At 25.6% G+C, this 15,353-nt stretch carries 11 protein-coding genes, 4 tRNA genes and 1 pseudogene; 14 read left to right on the forward strand and 2 right to left on the reverse strand.

From position 1 onward, the window contains the following. Positions 1-634 precede the first annotated feature (634 nt). The 11 genes and pseudogenes from EGD97_RS10490 to EGD97_RS10540 all read left to right on the forward strand — a co-directional run bounded on the left by EGD97_RS10490 (position 635) and on the right by EGD97_RS10540 (position 10,295). Complete coding sequence (locus EGD97_RS10490; protein ID WP_078683136.1) at positions 635-1,120, forward strand: HD domain-containing protein; 486 nt, start codon at positions 635-637, stop codon at positions 1,118-1,120. A 78-nt stretch (positions 1,121-1,198) separates the two neighbouring features. Further along, positions 1,199-1,714, forward strand: a complete 516-nt coding sequence (locus EGD97_RS10495; protein WP_078683135.1) for a transcription repressor NadR — start codon at positions 1,199-1,201, stop codon at positions 1,712-1,714. 333 nt (positions 1,715-2,047) lie between these two features. Continuing rightward, the gene (locus tag EGD97_RS10500; RefSeq protein WP_078683134.1) at positions 2,048-3,214 is read left to right on the forward strand and encodes a DUF362 domain-containing protein; all 1,167 of its coding nucleotides are present in this window, start codon (positions 2,048-2,050) and stop codon (positions 3,212-3,214) included. Between the two features lie 2 nt (positions 3,215-3,216). Beyond that, entirely contained in the window at positions 3,217-5,928 is a 2,712-nt protein-coding gene (locus EGD97_RS10505; protein ID WP_078683133.1) for a UPF0182 family protein, read from the forward strand. A 137-nt stretch (positions 5,929-6,065) separates the two neighbouring features. Next, a complete protein-coding gene (locus EGD97_RS10510; RefSeq protein ID WP_127837294.1) occupies positions 6,066-7,457 on the forward strand; it encodes an NAD(P)/FAD-dependent oxidoreductase in 1,392 nt (463 codons plus the stop codon). 12 nt (positions 7,458-7,469) lie between these two features. Next, a pseudogene (locus EGD97_RS10515) lies at positions 7,470-7,697 on the forward strand (DUF1667 domain-containing protein); the annotation flags it as partial. 11 nt (positions 7,698-7,708) lie between these two features. Continuing rightward, the gene (gene serS / locus EGD97_RS10520; protein ID WP_127837296.1) at positions 7,709-8,983 is read left to right on the forward strand and encodes a serine--tRNA ligase; all 1,275 of its coding nucleotides are present in this window, start codon (positions 7,709-7,711) and stop codon (positions 8,981-8,983) included. A gap of 266 nt (positions 8,984-9,249) precedes the next feature. Next, a tRNA-Ser gene (locus EGD97_RS10525) sits at positions 9,250-9,340 on the forward strand. Positions 9,341-9,354: 14 nt separating this feature from the next. Continuing rightward, a tRNA-Ser gene (locus EGD97_RS10530) sits at positions 9,355-9,445 on the forward strand. A 43-nt stretch (positions 9,446-9,488) separates the two neighbouring features. Next, positions 9,489-9,565 (forward strand) — tRNA-Arg (locus EGD97_RS10535). A gap of 283 nt (positions 9,566-9,848) precedes the next feature. Further along, positions 9,849-10,295: a chemotaxis protein CheX gene (locus EGD97_RS10540; RefSeq protein WP_078683131.1), complete on the forward strand. Its 447-nt coding sequence runs from the start codon at positions 9,849-9,851 to the stop codon at positions 10,293-10,295. 33 nt (positions 10,296-10,328) lie between these two features. Here the strand turns inward: EGD97_RS10540 and EGD97_RS10545 are convergent, their stop codons facing one another. Continuing rightward, the gene (locus EGD97_RS10545) at positions 10,329-11,237 is read right to left on the reverse strand and encodes a phosphatidylserine decarboxylase (protein WP_127837297.1); all 909 of its coding nucleotides are present in this window, start codon (positions 11,235-11,237) and stop codon (positions 10,329-10,331) included. 253 nt (positions 11,238-11,490) lie between these two features. Here EGD97_RS10545 and EGD97_RS10550 point away from each other — a divergent pair, with 253 nt between their 5' ends. Next, positions 11,491-12,348: a MurR/RpiR family transcriptional regulator gene (locus EGD97_RS10550; protein ID WP_127837298.1), complete on the forward strand. Its 858-nt coding sequence runs from the start codon at positions 11,491-11,493 to the stop codon at positions 12,346-12,348. 9 nt (positions 12,349-12,357) lie between these two features. On the opposite strand, the gene EGD97_RS10555 is transcribed toward EGD97_RS10550, so the two are convergent. Continuing rightward, positions 12,358-13,746 (reverse strand): pyruvate carboxylase subunit B, encoded by a 1,389-nt coding sequence (locus EGD97_RS10555; RefSeq protein WP_127837299.1) that lies wholly within the window; start codon positions 13,744-13,746, stop codon positions 12,358-12,360. Positions 13,747-13,985: 239 nt separating this feature from the next. Between EGD97_RS10555 and EGD97_RS10560 the strand changes: the two genes are divergently transcribed. Then, positions 13,986-14,062, forward strand: a tRNA-Arg gene (locus EGD97_RS10560). A 61-nt stretch (positions 14,063-14,123) separates the two neighbouring features. Next, positions 14,124-15,317, forward strand: coding sequence for an HD-GYP domain-containing protein (locus tag EGD97_RS10565; protein WP_127837300.1), 1,194 nt, complete (start codon positions 14,124-14,126; stop codon positions 15,315-15,317). Positions 15,318-15,353: the final 36 nt, after the last annotated feature.

Genomic DNA, 15,353 nt, shown 5'->3' on the forward strand with positions numbered 1-15,353 from the left:
TCAGCTGGGAGAGCACCTGCCTTGCACGCAGGGGGTCTAGGGTTCGAATCCCTATATCTCCACCAAAAGTAGTCTTTTAGACTGCTTTTTTTTATTTATTTTATATATTATTATTCTAGCTCATTTTTTTACTTTTGGGATAAGAGAATAGATAATTTTATATTTTTAACCATTTATAAAAAATGTAGAAAAATTTTTATAATATTAGCACCAGTTTTACTGGTGCTAATATTATTTTTATATGTAACTGGAACTTCTGATAATGCCCCCTCGGTCGGCAGCTGGAAAAAGCTAATATTATTTTTATATGTAACTGGAACACGCGGAAGTAGATTATGGGTTTTGCTGAGCTAATATTAATTTTTGTACAGCTATTAATATAAATGGTTGTATATAATGTTATACTTGATATTATGTAAAGTAGGTTGTATAATAGCTACATCAAATACAAATATATGGAAAAAATAATGTTATATTTTGAAAATATTTTAAATTTATATTATTATTTATAAAAATAGCAAAAAATAATGAAATTAAAATAAATTTAAGTTATTATAATATATGAAAAATACTATAATATTTGTTTTTAATCAGCCTATTATACTTTAATAAAAATACAAAAGGAGAACAAAATATGTTTTTGTATAGAATAAAACAGTTTTATTGGGCTGTAACTTCTAAAATAACTTCAGAAGATATTACATTTATAAATAGTTATTTAGATAAAAATGAAAAAAATATTTTTAATAAATTATCTTCATATGAACAAAAACATTCTATAAATGTAGCTAAAGATGTTATGCAAATTTATAAAGGAAATGAAAATTTAATTAAAGCAGCACTTCTTCATGATATAGGTAAGATTTATAAAAGATTAAATCCTATAGAAAAATCATTAATTGTGATTTTAAATAAAATTTCAAAAGGAAAATTAAAAAAGTTTAGTAATTTTAAAAAAATAGATATATATTATAATCATGCAGAAAAAGGATATAATCTTTTAAAATCCTATAAAAAATATGATGAAAAATTTTTATATTTAATAAAAAATCACCATAATGATAAAATAACAGGAAATAAAGAGCTTGATATATTAAAAAAGTGTGATAGCATGAATTAATATAAATTAATATTTTATATAATTTTTACAAGATTTATTTCAATATAAAAAACTATTATTAGAATAGGAGATAAAATAATGGGTTCAAAAGAGAGGAGAAAATTAATTGAAGAAATTTTAAAAAATAGACCAGAGCCTCAAAAAGGTCAAAATTTAGCCCGTGAGTTTGGAGTTACAAGGCAAGTTATAGTTAAAGATATAGCTATACTTAGAGCTTCAGGAGTTGATATAATAGCAACTCCTGAAGGGTATATGATTTCCAAAGAAAATAGACAAAAAATAAAAAGAGTTATTGCTGTAAGCCATAAACCTGAAAATATAGAAGATGAGTTAACATGTATTGTAAGTTTTGGAGGTACTATAGAAAACGTAATAATAGAACATCCATTATATGGAGAAATAAGAGGCATGCTTATGGTTAAAAACTTATATGATGTTCAAAATTTTATTGAGAAAAGCAAAAAATATAAAGCAGAGCCACTTTCTGCTTTAACAAAAGGAGTACATCTACATACTATTGAAGCTGATAATGAAGAAATAATGCAAAGGATATTAAATGCATTAAAAGAAAAGAAATATTTAATTTCAGATTAAATTCATATTAAATTCAGAAAAAATTTTTATTTTATAATTTTTAAAAATAAAGTTTGTGGAAATATACATTTTCCACTTTAATGCTTTATCGTAATTAATGAATTATATTAAATATTAAGCTAATTAGTTTAAAATAAAAATATTTTATATTATAAACATAAAATAATATTATTTATTTACTAAATTAAAAAGTAATATTAAAAGTTAAATTTTATTAAATAATAAAAAATTTAACTTTTATATCATAAGGCTTATAGTATAATAAAGTTATTATTAATATTTTTATTTATTAAATTTTATATTTATTGCAATATTAAAAGAAAGGATAAATTTATGGAAAAAGTAGCATTAATAAAATGTATAGATTATGATGTAGATTTAATTGAAAAAAAATTAAGAGAAGGTTTTGAACTTTTAGGTGGAGATAAATATTTAAAAAAACTTATACCTAGTGGAAGTAAGGTACTTTTAAAACCAAATTTTTTAAGTATAGAACAGCCTGGTTCTCCTGTAATTACCCACTATGCAGTTTTTGAAGCTGTAATTAGAATAGTAAAAGAATATTCTAATGATATAATATTTGGAGATTCTCCAGGTTTTGGAGATTCAAGAAAAGCTGCAGAAAAAAGTGGACTTATGGAAGTTGCCAATAAATATGGAGTTAAATTTGATGATTTTAGGGAAACAATACATGTAAGGCTTGATAATTCAATATTATGTAAGTCATGGGATATAGCAAGAGCTCCATATGAAGCAGATGTAGTTATAACTCTTCCAAAATTAAAAACTCATGCAATGGCTTATTTTACAGGAGCTATTAAAAATCAATTTGGATGTATTCATGGTACTCAAAAGGCAGGATGGCATACAAGAATGCCTGATGCTAATAAATTTTGCAAAATGCTTTTAGATTTAAACACATTAGTAGGTACTAGTTTTGCTATATTAGATGGTATAGTTGCAATGGAGGGGAATGGACCTAAAAATGGAAACCCTCATAAAATGGATACTATTATTATGGGTGAGAGTTTAAGTGCTGTTGATTCAGTAGCAGTTAGACTTATAGGATATGATAATCCTCTTGATACTCCAACTTTAAAAGAAGTTTATGATAATAAATGGGGAGCTGTTCTTCCAGAAGAAATAGAAGTTTTAGGAGAAACTATAGAGAGTATGAAGCCTAAAAATTTTAAGCTTGCAAGAAAAAGTACTGGTTTTCATTTTTCCAATCCTACAGTTTCTAGATTTTTGACAGGTATGCTTGCACCAACTCCTTCACTTATTGAAGATAAATGTATAGGTTGTAAGAGATGTCAGGAAGTTTGTCCTGAAAAGGGTAAAGTTATAAGTATGGTTAAAAAAGGAGATAAATTAAAGCCTGTTTGGAATATGAAAAATTGTATAAGATGTTTTTGTTGTCAGGAATTATGCCCTGTAGGTGCAATAGAAACTAAAAATACCACTTTAAGCAAAATAATAGGTATGAGTAAAAGGGGATAGGTATGAAAAAAAGGAAATTAGGGTTAAGTTTTTTATTAATAATTATAATTTTAGCTATTTTATTTTTTGATAGAATAGTAAATTTTATAATAAATATAATGTGGTTTAAAGAAGTAAATTATCTATCAATTTATTTTACTAAAATTTTAGCTGTTATAAAGCTTATGATTCCTATGTTTATAATTATATTTATAGTAATATATTTTTACTGTAAGACATTAAAAACAAATATAGATAATATGTCAGATGTTATTGATGTTATAAAAAATCCATTAAGGAAAAAGAGGTTTATTTTAGCAAATATAATAATTTCTTTAATTATATCTTACACAATATCTTCTACATATTGGTATAGAATACTACAATTTACTAATTCTACTAATTTCAATATTAAAGACCCAATTTTTCATAAAGATATATCTTTTTTTATATTTAAGCTACCATTAATACAATCTTTATATGGTGCAGCTGTAGTTGTTTTAGCATTTTTAATAATAATAACTTTAGTTTTATATTTTACTATGAATACAAGAGATAAGTTTAGTGGAAAAGATTTAAAAAACATATTCAAAAAAAATACTACAATGAAAAGCAGTATTACAAAATTTGCAGGAAAACAGCTTGCTATAGTTTCAGCACTTATGGCTCTTTTAGTTTCTTTAGGTTATATAATAAAAGGATGGAATTTATTATATGATCCAACAGGAGTAGTATATGGAGCAGGGTATACAGATGCTAATATAACTTTAATTTTTTATAGAATTATAAGTATAACAGCTATTATTGCTTCAATAGTTATATTTATAAGTGTTATAAAAGGAAAGATTAAACCTATTATTATATCTATAGTTTTTATTTTCTTATTTATTATAGGAGAAGGTATAACTTCAAGTGTTCTTCAAAGATTTTTAGTTAAATCTAATGAAATAACTCTTGAAAGACCTTATATAGAAAATAATATAAATTATACAAGAAAAGCCTTTAACATAGATAATATAAATGAAAATATTTTTGAGGTAAAAAATACATTAAAAAAAGAAGACATACAAAATAACAGTGATATTATAAATAATATAAGAATTAATTCTTATATACCATCACTTGAATTTTATAATCAAGTTCAAGTTATAAGATATTATTATGATTTTAATGATGTGGATATAGATAGATATAATATTAATGGAAAAAATAATCAAGTATTTATAGCTCCTAGAGAAATAAATCAGAAAAAATTTGAAGGTAATGCAAATACATGGCAAAATAAACATCTTATATATACTCATGGCTATGGTATTGTAATGAGTAAAGTAAATTCTGTAACTGAAGAAGGACAGCCTGATTTTCTAATTAAGGACATACCTCCTGAAAATAGTACAGATATAGATATTAAAGAACCAAGAATATATTTTGGTGAAAAAACAAACGAATATGCTATAGTAAATACAGATATAAACGAATTTGATTATCCTCAAGGTGGAAATAACGAATGGAATAAATATTCAGGTAATGCAGGAATAAAAATGAATTTGATAAACAGAATTCTTTTTGCTGTTAATGAAAGAAATATTAATTTTATATTATCTCAAGCAATAAATAGTGATAGTAAAATACTTATAAACAGAAACATTATAGATAGAGTTAAAAAGATAGCTCCATTTTTAAGCTATGATAAAGATCCATATATTGTTATAAATGATGGAAAACTTTATTGGATAATAGATGCCTATACTACTTCAAATATGTATCCATATTCTCAGCCTTATAATGGTGTAAATTACATAAGAAATTCAATTAAAGTAGTTATAGATGCTTTTAATGGAGACACTAATTTTTACATTATTGATAAGAACGATCCAATAGCACTTAGTTATGCAAAGATATTTCCAAGTCTTTTTAAAGATATAAATACTTTATCAAAGGATATACAAAAACACTTTAGATATCCAGAGGATTTATTTGATATTCAATGTAATGTTCTCGGGAAATATCATATAACTGATCCAGGAGTTTTTTATAATGAAGAAGATTTATGGGAAGTTTCAACTAATCAAAAGAAAATAGAAGGAGAAAAGGAAATTAACGAAGGATATTATGTAACAATGAAACTTCCAAACAGTCAAAAAGAAGAAATGATACTTTTAGAATACTTTAATATGAGAAATAAAAATAATATGGTAGCACTTTTAGCGGCAAGAATGGACGATGAAAATTACGGTAAAATGTCACTTTATAAGTTCCCACCGCAAAAAACAATATATAGTCCTTATTTATTTAAACAAAAGATACTTCAAGATCCTTTGATTTCCAAGGAAATATCTCTTTGGAATAAAGAAGGTTCTGAAATTGTATATGGTGATACTATAATTATACCTATAAATCAATCTCTTTTATATGTAAATCCAATTTACTTAAGAGCAACTGGTGAAAAAAGTATTCCAGAAATGAAAAGAGTAGTGATTTTCGATGGAGAAAAAATAGTAATGGCTGAAAATATAGACAAAGCACTTGAGCAAATGTTTAATTATAATAAAGTAACAGAGGATAAGAAATCTTCAAATTTAAATGAAAATATAAATTCTGAATTTAAAGAAAAAATTAAATCTGCAAAAGAATATTTTGATAAAGCAGTAGAGGCTCAAAAAAATGGGGATTGGGCTAAATACGGAGAATATATAAAAAGTTTGCAAAATATTTTAGAAGAATTAAATAAATAACAAAATATATAAAAATCAAAGTAAAAATCACATAAATTAAAATATTGATAAAAAATTTTATACCTATAAATAAAAGTAGTATTATAATATATAAGAGAAAAAAGAGAACTTCTTATAATTGGAGGCATAAATACATTATGGATTATGATGTACTTATTTTGGGTGGGGGAATAATAGGTTGTGCTGTTGCCTATGAACTTTCAAAATATAGTTTAAATATAGCTGTAATTGAAAAAGATTATGATATAGCAGATGACATAGCTTTAATAAATTCTGCTGTAGTATATGATGGAATAGAAACTAAAAACACTTTAGCAGCTAAATTAGAATTAATGGGAAATAACATGTTTGATGAAATAACATCAAAATTTAATGTACCATTTAAAAGAACAGGGGGACTTATAGTTGCAACAAATGAAAAAGAAGAACAAAAAATTATTAAAATGTATGAAAGAGCTTTAAAAAGAGGAGTAGGAGGTATAAAACTTCTAGATAGTAATACTGTATATGAAATGGAACCTAACCTTAATATAAAAGTTATAAAAGCTATTCATTCAGATAATATAGGAGTTGTATGTCCTTATGATTTGGCAATATCTTATGCAGAGATAGCCTTTGACAATGGAGTTAATTTTAAATTAGAAGAAGAAGTAATAGATATAAAGAAAATTTCAAAAGGATTTAAAGTTGAAACTAATAAAAATAAATTTACTTGCAGAATGGTTATTAATACTACACCAAGAAACAAATATAGTATTGATAATAATGAAGAAGTAATAAACAATGTTTTTTATTTAAAATACTTTTTACTTGAAAGGGATTTTAAGGGTATTTTTTCTAATATACTTTTTACTATAAGCGAAGAAGGAGAAAGGGCTTTTACTATTCCTTCAATGCATGGTAATACAATAGCTGCTTTAAATACTAAAGAAAATTTAAGTTATGATAAATCTATAAAAAGAGTTTCATCTCTTATAAATGGGGTTAAAGATGAAAATATAACAAGTTTTTATCAATCCTTCTTTTATAAAAATGATGTACTAATAGATGATAGTTCTGTAGATAAAGGATATATAAAAGTTTCTGCAAAACATTATGGAGAAGTGACAATGACACCTGCTATTGCTAAAATAATATGTGAAACTGTAGTAAATAATATGAAATGTAAATTAAAAAAAGATTTTAATGATAAAAGAAGAGAATTTTATAGATTTAGAGATTTATCAGATAAAGAAAAAGATGAAATAATAAAACTTGATAAAAGATTTAGTAAAATAGTATGTCTTTGTCAGATGATTACAGAAGGAGAAATAGTAGAAGCTATAAGGAGACCTTTAGGAGCAAGAACATTAGAAGGTGTAAAAAGAAGAACAGGAGTAACTCTTGGAAGCTGCCAAGGAGCATATTGCACTAATAAAATTATATCTATACTTGCAAGAGAAACAAACAAAAATATAACAGATATAGTTAAAGATTCTAAAAATTCTAAGATGATATTAAGTAGAATAAAGGAATTTGATGGAGTGTAATATATGGAAATTAACAACAAAGATTTTTTAACAACTTTAGTTAGAATAAAAGGTTCAAAATATAATGTAGCTCCTGTAAAGAGTAGCAAACCTATAGATAAAAGTTTATGGATAGAATGTTCAAAGGCTTTAAGTAGAATTTATGTTGGAGCTCCTATAAAAATTGGAGATGTTATATGCAAAAATATTTTAAATACAGGTGTAGATATTATTTGCACTAAAAATATAAATAAAGAATAGGAGAGATAACTATGCTAGATATAAAAAAAATAAGAAACAATCCTGAAGAAATAAAAAATAAAATTTTAAAAAGAGGGGAAATTTATGTTTCTTTTATAGATGAAATATTAAATCTTGATGAAAAAAGAAGAGAAATTTTAGTTCAAGCAGATAATTTAAAAAATAAAAGAAATCAAGTTTCAAAAGAAATACCAAAACTTAAAAAATCAGGAGAAGATGTTGCTCCTATAATGGCTGAAATGAAAAAAGTAGGAGAAGAAATTAAAAAATTAGATGATTGTCTAACAGAAATTGATGAAAAAATTCAAAATATATTATTAAAAATACCTAATATCCCAAATGAAACTGTACCAGAAGGAAAATCTGATGCAGATAATTTAGAAATGAGAAAATGGGGAGATATAACTAAATTTAAATTTGAGCCTAAGGCACATTGGGATATAGGAACTAATCTAAATATTTTAGATTTTGATAGAGCAGGGAAAATAACTGGTTCTAGATTTACTGTATACAAAGGTCTTGGTGCAAGACTTGAAAGAGCAATAATAAATTATTTTTTAAATACCCATACAGAGATAAATGGTTATACAGAGATATTCCCACCATTTATGGTAAATAGAAAAAGTATGACAGGTACAGGGCAGCTTCCAAAATTTGAAGAAGATGCTTTTAAATTAGCAAACACAGATTATTTTTTAATACCTACAGCAGAGGTACCTGTAACTAATCTTTATAGTGATGAAATTTTAAATGGCTCAGATCTTCCGATAAAACATGTAGCATACAGTGCTTGTTTTAGATCAGAAGCCGGTTCTGCAGGAAGAGATACAAGAGGACTTATAAGGCAGCATCAGTTTAATAAAGTTGAGCTTGTTAAGTTTGCAAAACCAGAAAATTCTTATGATGAACTTGAAAAACTTACTAATGATGCTGAAAGAGTTCTTCAGGGGTTAGGACTTCCTTATAGAGTAGTTAAGCTTTGTAGTGGTGATTTAGGATTTTCATCAGCTTGTACTTATGATATAGAAGTTTGGATGCCAAGTTATAATAGATATGTTGAAATTTCAAGCTGCAGTAACTTTGAGGATTTTCAAGCTAGACGTGCAAACATAAGATATAGAGAAAATCCAAAGGATAAACCTCAGTATGTTCATACATTAAATGGTTCAGGAGTAGCAGTAGGAAGAACAGTTGCAGCAATACTTGAAAATTATCAAAATGAAGATGGTACTGTAACTGTACCAGAAGTTTTAAGACCATTTATGGGAACAGATATAATAAAATAAATAAAATTATAGAAATATTTTAATCATAATTTTAAACAATATATATTAAAATATATGCCAAATATTTTAAAAAATGTATCAAAATTTTTTATACTATTAGCACCAGTTTTACTGGTGCTTTTTTAATTATTTTTCTCCAGTTATCAATAAAAATTGTGGTATATTAGGATATTATCATAAATCAATCATAATTTTTAAAAATATATATTAAAATATATTGACACTTTAAAAAGCTTTTGTTATAATAATCATTGTCATTGTGATACGGAAAGATGGTCGAGTTGGTTTAAGGCACCGGTCTTGAAAACCGGCGTACGGGTGACCGTACCGTGGGTTCGAATCCCACTCTTTCCGCCATATTAAATATATTTGGAGATGTACTCAAGTGGCTGAAGAGGACGGTTTGCTAAACCGTTAGTAGGGGTAACTCTAGCCCGGGTTCGAATCCCGGCGTCTCCGCCATGAAAGCACCTAACAGAGTTTAGGTGTTTTTAATTTAAAATATGCGGCAGTAGCTCAGTTGGATAGAGTAGCTGGCTACGAACCAGTTGGTCGGGGGTTCGAATCCTCTCTGCCGCACCAAAATACCTTCAAGGCTGTTAAAATTAATGCTTTGAAGGTATTTTTTTATAATTAAAAATATTTCTATTTTAGTAGAAAAAATAATTTTGTTACATTTTAATTATAAAAATGTTGCATAATTTATTTTATTTTTTTATAATTAATAAATAAAAATGATGAATAAAATCACAAAATGTCTAAAATTTATGGTTTTTAATAGTTTTTATATAAAAAACTTGACTATAAATACAAATAGTGTAACATTTAAAGTATAAAATGTATTTGGTAAGGAGAAGTGGTAGATGTGGATTTAAAAAGTTCCATAATTGAAGCTGTAACTGAGTTGTTTCAAATGTTTGGGTTAAATTCTTATTTTAAAGAAGAAATATATGAAAAACATCAGTTTATTGGCGAACAAGTTAATGTATTAATAGGGCTTACAGAAAATATAAAAGGAAACGTTATAATAGGATTTAAAAAATCTACAGCTTCTCAAGTAATTTCAGCAATGATGGGCGGAACAGAAATTAAAGAACTTGATTTTATGGCTAAAAGTGCTTTAGGGGAACTTGCAAATATGGCTTTAGGTTCTGCTATTATGAAACTAAATACAGAAAAAGTTATTAGTTTATCTCCACCTACTGTTGTTGTTGGAGAAGATATGTCTCTAACTGTAAGTGGAAATAATTCTACAAAACTTATTTTTAACTTAAATGATGATATATTTAACATTATAATAGCAATTGATTAACACTTTAAGAGGCTTTAGCAAAACCTATAAAATTTATGAATTATTTTGCGAAAGCTTCTTAGCTACTCCAATTTTCTCTCCCATAAATACAGAAGTTTCAAAACCTAATTTTGTTTGATATATTATATCTTCATCTATTTTAACCTTATTTTTCTCAAAAAAAAGCATTATTGTAGATCCGCCAAATTTAAAATAACCTTTTTCATCTCCTTTATTAACTCTTTTATTTGGAATGAATGTTTGAACTATAGAACCTACACAAGTTGCTCCAACTTCAACATATAAAACATCTCCAAAATTTTCTGAGTGAAATAAACTCCATTCTCTTTTATTTTCACAAAATAATTTTTTTACATTTTGAATAGCTATAGGATTTACAGAATAATAAAAGCCCTTTATTTTAGAAGTTTCACTACATATTCCGCTATCAATAAAATGGAAACGATGATAATCAGTAGGACAGAGTCTTAAAATTAAACAAGTACCTCCTTTATACATATTTGCTATTGTATCATTTTTTATAAGTTCTCTAAGACTATAAGTAAATCCTTTAACTTGAACTAAATTTTCTAAATCTATATTCTCATAAGAAAATAGTTTTCCATCTGCAGGCGATATCAATATTTCTTTATTCATATTTATAGGACGAGATTTAGTATTTAATTTTCTATAAAAAAATTCATTAAAAGTTTTAAAATCTTCTTCTTTTTTTTCAAACTCTGACATATTTATATTAAATTCATTTATAAAACTTTTTATTTTTCTTTTGCTTATTTTTCTATCTAAATACCAACCATATATCTTTGAAAAACATTTTTTCTTTATAAAACTTTCTAAAAGTTTCATTCCTATTGGAGATGAATAAGTCCAATTTAAATATTTTTCTCCAGCTACTTTTTCTATTTCATATGATTTTTTTTTTCTATCATAATATTTTATCATTACATAAATCTCCTTATACAATAAAAAATTTCAATAAAAATCTAGTAACTACTATTAATCAAAAAATAAAAATACATACCTTTATCAATAAAATAAATTAAAACTTTATATTTTGTATTTTATCATTAGCTATATTTTTTATCCACTTTTTAATTTATAAATACATGGTAAATAAATAAGAATTTTAAAAAACTATGAAAGTTTTTTTCATATTGATATAATAATATATATAAACCAAAGGAGGAAAACAAAAATGCCTGGCAGTTTGATAAAAATAAAAGAAATATTAGATAATATAAGTCCATCTGAAAGGAAAGTAGCAAAATATATAATTGAAAATCCAGATAGTGTATCAAATCTTCCTATAGGAGAGCTTGCTAAAAGGATAGGAACAAGTGAAGCAACTATTGTAAGGTTATGTAAAATTCTTGATTTTAAAGGTTATAAAGATTTTAGAATAAGCATTACAAAAGATATAGCCTCTATGAAAAAAGAAGATGAAGAAGAACAATATACAGATGTAAAACCTGGAGATTCTTTAGAATCCATAATACAGAATATAAGTTATAATAATAAAAAATCCATTGATAATACTTTAGAGATAATTTCTTTTGATGAAATAAATAAAGCAGTAGATGCAATTGTATCAGCAGATAGAATTGAGTTTTTTGGTATAGGGGCTTCATTTATTATTGCTTATGATGCTATGCAAAAGTTTTCAAGAATAAATAAAATAGCATTAAGTTTTCCAGACCCACATCTTCAAATAGCTTCTGCAGCTAACTTAAAAAAAGAAGATGTTGCTGTTGCTATATCTTATTCAGGAGAAACTAAAGATACATATGATTCTATAAAAATGGCTAAAGAATCGGGAGCAACTACTATAAGTATAACAAAATTTGGTCAAAATCCTATAAGTAATATTTGTGATATAAAACTATTTGTATCAGCACCAGAAATAAGTATAAGAAGTGGTGCTATGTCTTCAAGAATTGCTCAGCTTAATGTTATAGATATTTTATTTTCTGCTGTTACAAGCAAACAATTTAATGAAGTAAAAAAATATTTACAAAACACTAGAAAATCTATAAGAGAAAAGAAAATAAAGTAAAAAGTCAGCTTATATTGGCTGACTTTTATATTCACTTCTTATTTGATCTGTTGTAGGATTTAAATGCTTATTTCTTATAAATTCTTCTGCTATTTGAGGAAATAAAATATAAGTTAGTACATCTTCTTCACTGTTTGTTATATATTTAAGCTTTTCTTTTGTATTTTCAAAAATAGGCTTAAGTGTATCTGCAAACCTTGTAGTTATTCTTTCATCTCCTTGAAGAGCTTTATTTAAAAGATCTTCATTAATTTTTCCAGGAGATTTTCCGTACTCTCCTCTGCAATAAGCCTTTACCTCTTTAAGTATCATTTTATATCTTTCTCCTGTAAGAACATTTATAGTAGCTTGAGTACCAACCATCTGACTCATAGGGGTTACAAGTGGAGGGTAACCTAAGTCTTCTCTTACTTTTGGAACTTCCTTTAAAACTTCTTCAAGTTTTTCTATAGAATTTTGACTTTTAAGCTGTGATATCATATTAGAAAGCATTCCTCCAGGTATTTGATAAGTTAAAGCTTCTGGTTGAGGACTTAAAACCTTAGCATCTAAAATACCAGATTGTATAAAATTTTCCCTTATAGGTTTGAAATAATTATTTATAGATTTAAGTTTATAACTTTCAATGCCTGTATTAAATCCCATATTTTTCAGTACTTCATTCATAGTTTCAGTTGGAGGCTGAGATGTGCCGCTTGAAAAAGAAGAAATAGCACAATCAATTCCATCAACTCCTGCCTCTATAGCTTTTAAATAAGACATTTCAGCTAATCCGTTTGTAGAATGTGAATGAATATATACTGGAATTTTGACAGCTTCTTTTATTCCTTTAATTAAACTATAAGCAGTATTAGGCATTATAAGTCCTGCCATATCTTTTAAACAAATAGAATCAGCTCCCATATTTTCAAGTTCTTTAGCTAAACTTATATAACTTTCTGTATTATGAATAGGGCTTATAGTATATACTATAGTTCCTTGTGCATGAGCCCCTTGTTTTTTAGTTTCATAAATAGCAGTTTCTATATTTCTAAAATCATTTAAAGCATCAAAAATTCTTATTATATCGATTCCATAATAAACTGCCATTTTAATAAATTCCCTAACTACATCATCTGGATAATGTTTATATCCAAGTAAATTTTGACCTCTTAAAAGCATTTGAAGTGGAGTTTTTTTTACTACAGATTTTATCTTTTTTAATCTTTCCCAAGGATCTTCATTTAAATATCTTATACATGCATCAAAAGTAGCTCCTCCCCAGCATTCTATAGAATAATATCCAGCATCATCTAATTCTCTAAGTATAGGAGCAAATTGATTAAAAGAAAGTCTTGTAGCAATAAGAGATTGATTAGCATCTCTAAGAACTGTTTCAGTTATATGTATGTTACTCACTAAATTCACTCTCCTAAATTTATAATAAAAAATGGTATTGTTTACTTATATTAAGAATATATCAAAAATAATAATTTTAAAAGTATTATTTGTAATAAAAATAATTTTACATATAAAGTATTAAATTTATGTATATATATAATGAAATAATATTTAACATATTAAGAAAAAAATAAGAAATTATAGAGCTATTGACTTTAAAAATAAACTATAATAAAATATTATGGTAAATAAAATATGTTTCCGTAGCTCAGAAGGATAGAGCGACCGCCTCCTAAGCGGTAGGCCGTGGGTTCGATTCCCGCCGGGAACACCAAAGTGGCAGTGGATATTTAGATATTCATCTGCCACTTTTTTTAAAAAAGGGGGTATAAAATTTGGGTGAATTTTTAGAAATAAATACTGTTTTTGGACAATTAAATAGTTTAATAAATCTTATTGAAAATATAAATAAAAATGTTCCTTTTAAACAGATTTTAGAATATATATTTAATACATTTTCTAAATATATACCTTATACTCATATAGGTGTTGCACTTATTGAGTATGATAAAAAAATGGTAAGAGCTTCTTATGGTATAAGTAGTGATAATCATAAAAATTTAGTGTCTAAAATGAAAGGAATTGAAGCATATTTAGATAATACAAGTCTTAGTAAAATTGTTAAAAATGGTGAAGAAAGAATTATAAATGATTTAGAAGAATATGTAAAAGGAAAACCGCTTAAAGAATATAATAAGATACTTATTGAAGAAGGAATAAAATCTTCTATAACATTTCCTTTAAAAAGTAATAATAAAGTCATAGGAATAATATTTTTTTCAAGTAATTTAAAAAACATATATAAAAAAGAACACATAATATTTTTAAGAACATTAGCTAATAGTATTGCTTTAAGTCTTGAAAAAGATATTTTAATAAAAGATATGATTATAAGTTCAACTTTAGCTTTAGCTAAACTTACTGAAGAAAGAGATTCTGAAACAGGAGATCATATTTATAGAATAAAAAAATATTCTAAAATGATTGCTGGATTTTTATCTAAAGAAGATAAATATAAAGATATAATAGATATAGAGTATATAGACAATATTGAAAGATTTAGTCCTCTTCACGATATAGGAAAAGTTGCAATTCCTGATGAAATATTATTAAAATCAGGTAAATTAACATATGAAGAATTTGAAATAATGAAAAAACATACTATTTATGGAGCAAAAGTTTTAAAAACAGCAGATGAAATTTTAGAACGAAATGGTATGAGTATATATAAAATGGCAATAGATATAGTAGAGGGACACCATGAAAAATGGGATGGCTCTGGGTATCCTTATGGCAAAAAAGGAGAGGATATTCCTCTTAGTGCAAGAATAGTTGCTGTGGCAGATGTATTTGATGCATTAACCAGTAAAAGACCATATAAAAAACCTTTTAGCTTTGAAGATACTATAAAAATAATAAAAGAAGGTTCTGGAAATCATTTTGATCCATTTATTGTAGATGTATTTATCAAAAATATTAATGCTATAAAATCAAAATATCAAAATTTTAAAAACAATAATATTTTGTAAAATTTAATTATTAAAATATATAAAGTATTCAAGTTG

Source organism: Clostridium prolinivorans (genome assembly GCF_004011155.1).
Taxonomy (GTDB): Bacteria; Bacillota; Clostridia; order Clostridiales; family Clostridiaceae; genus Clostridium_AT; species Clostridium_AT prolinivorans.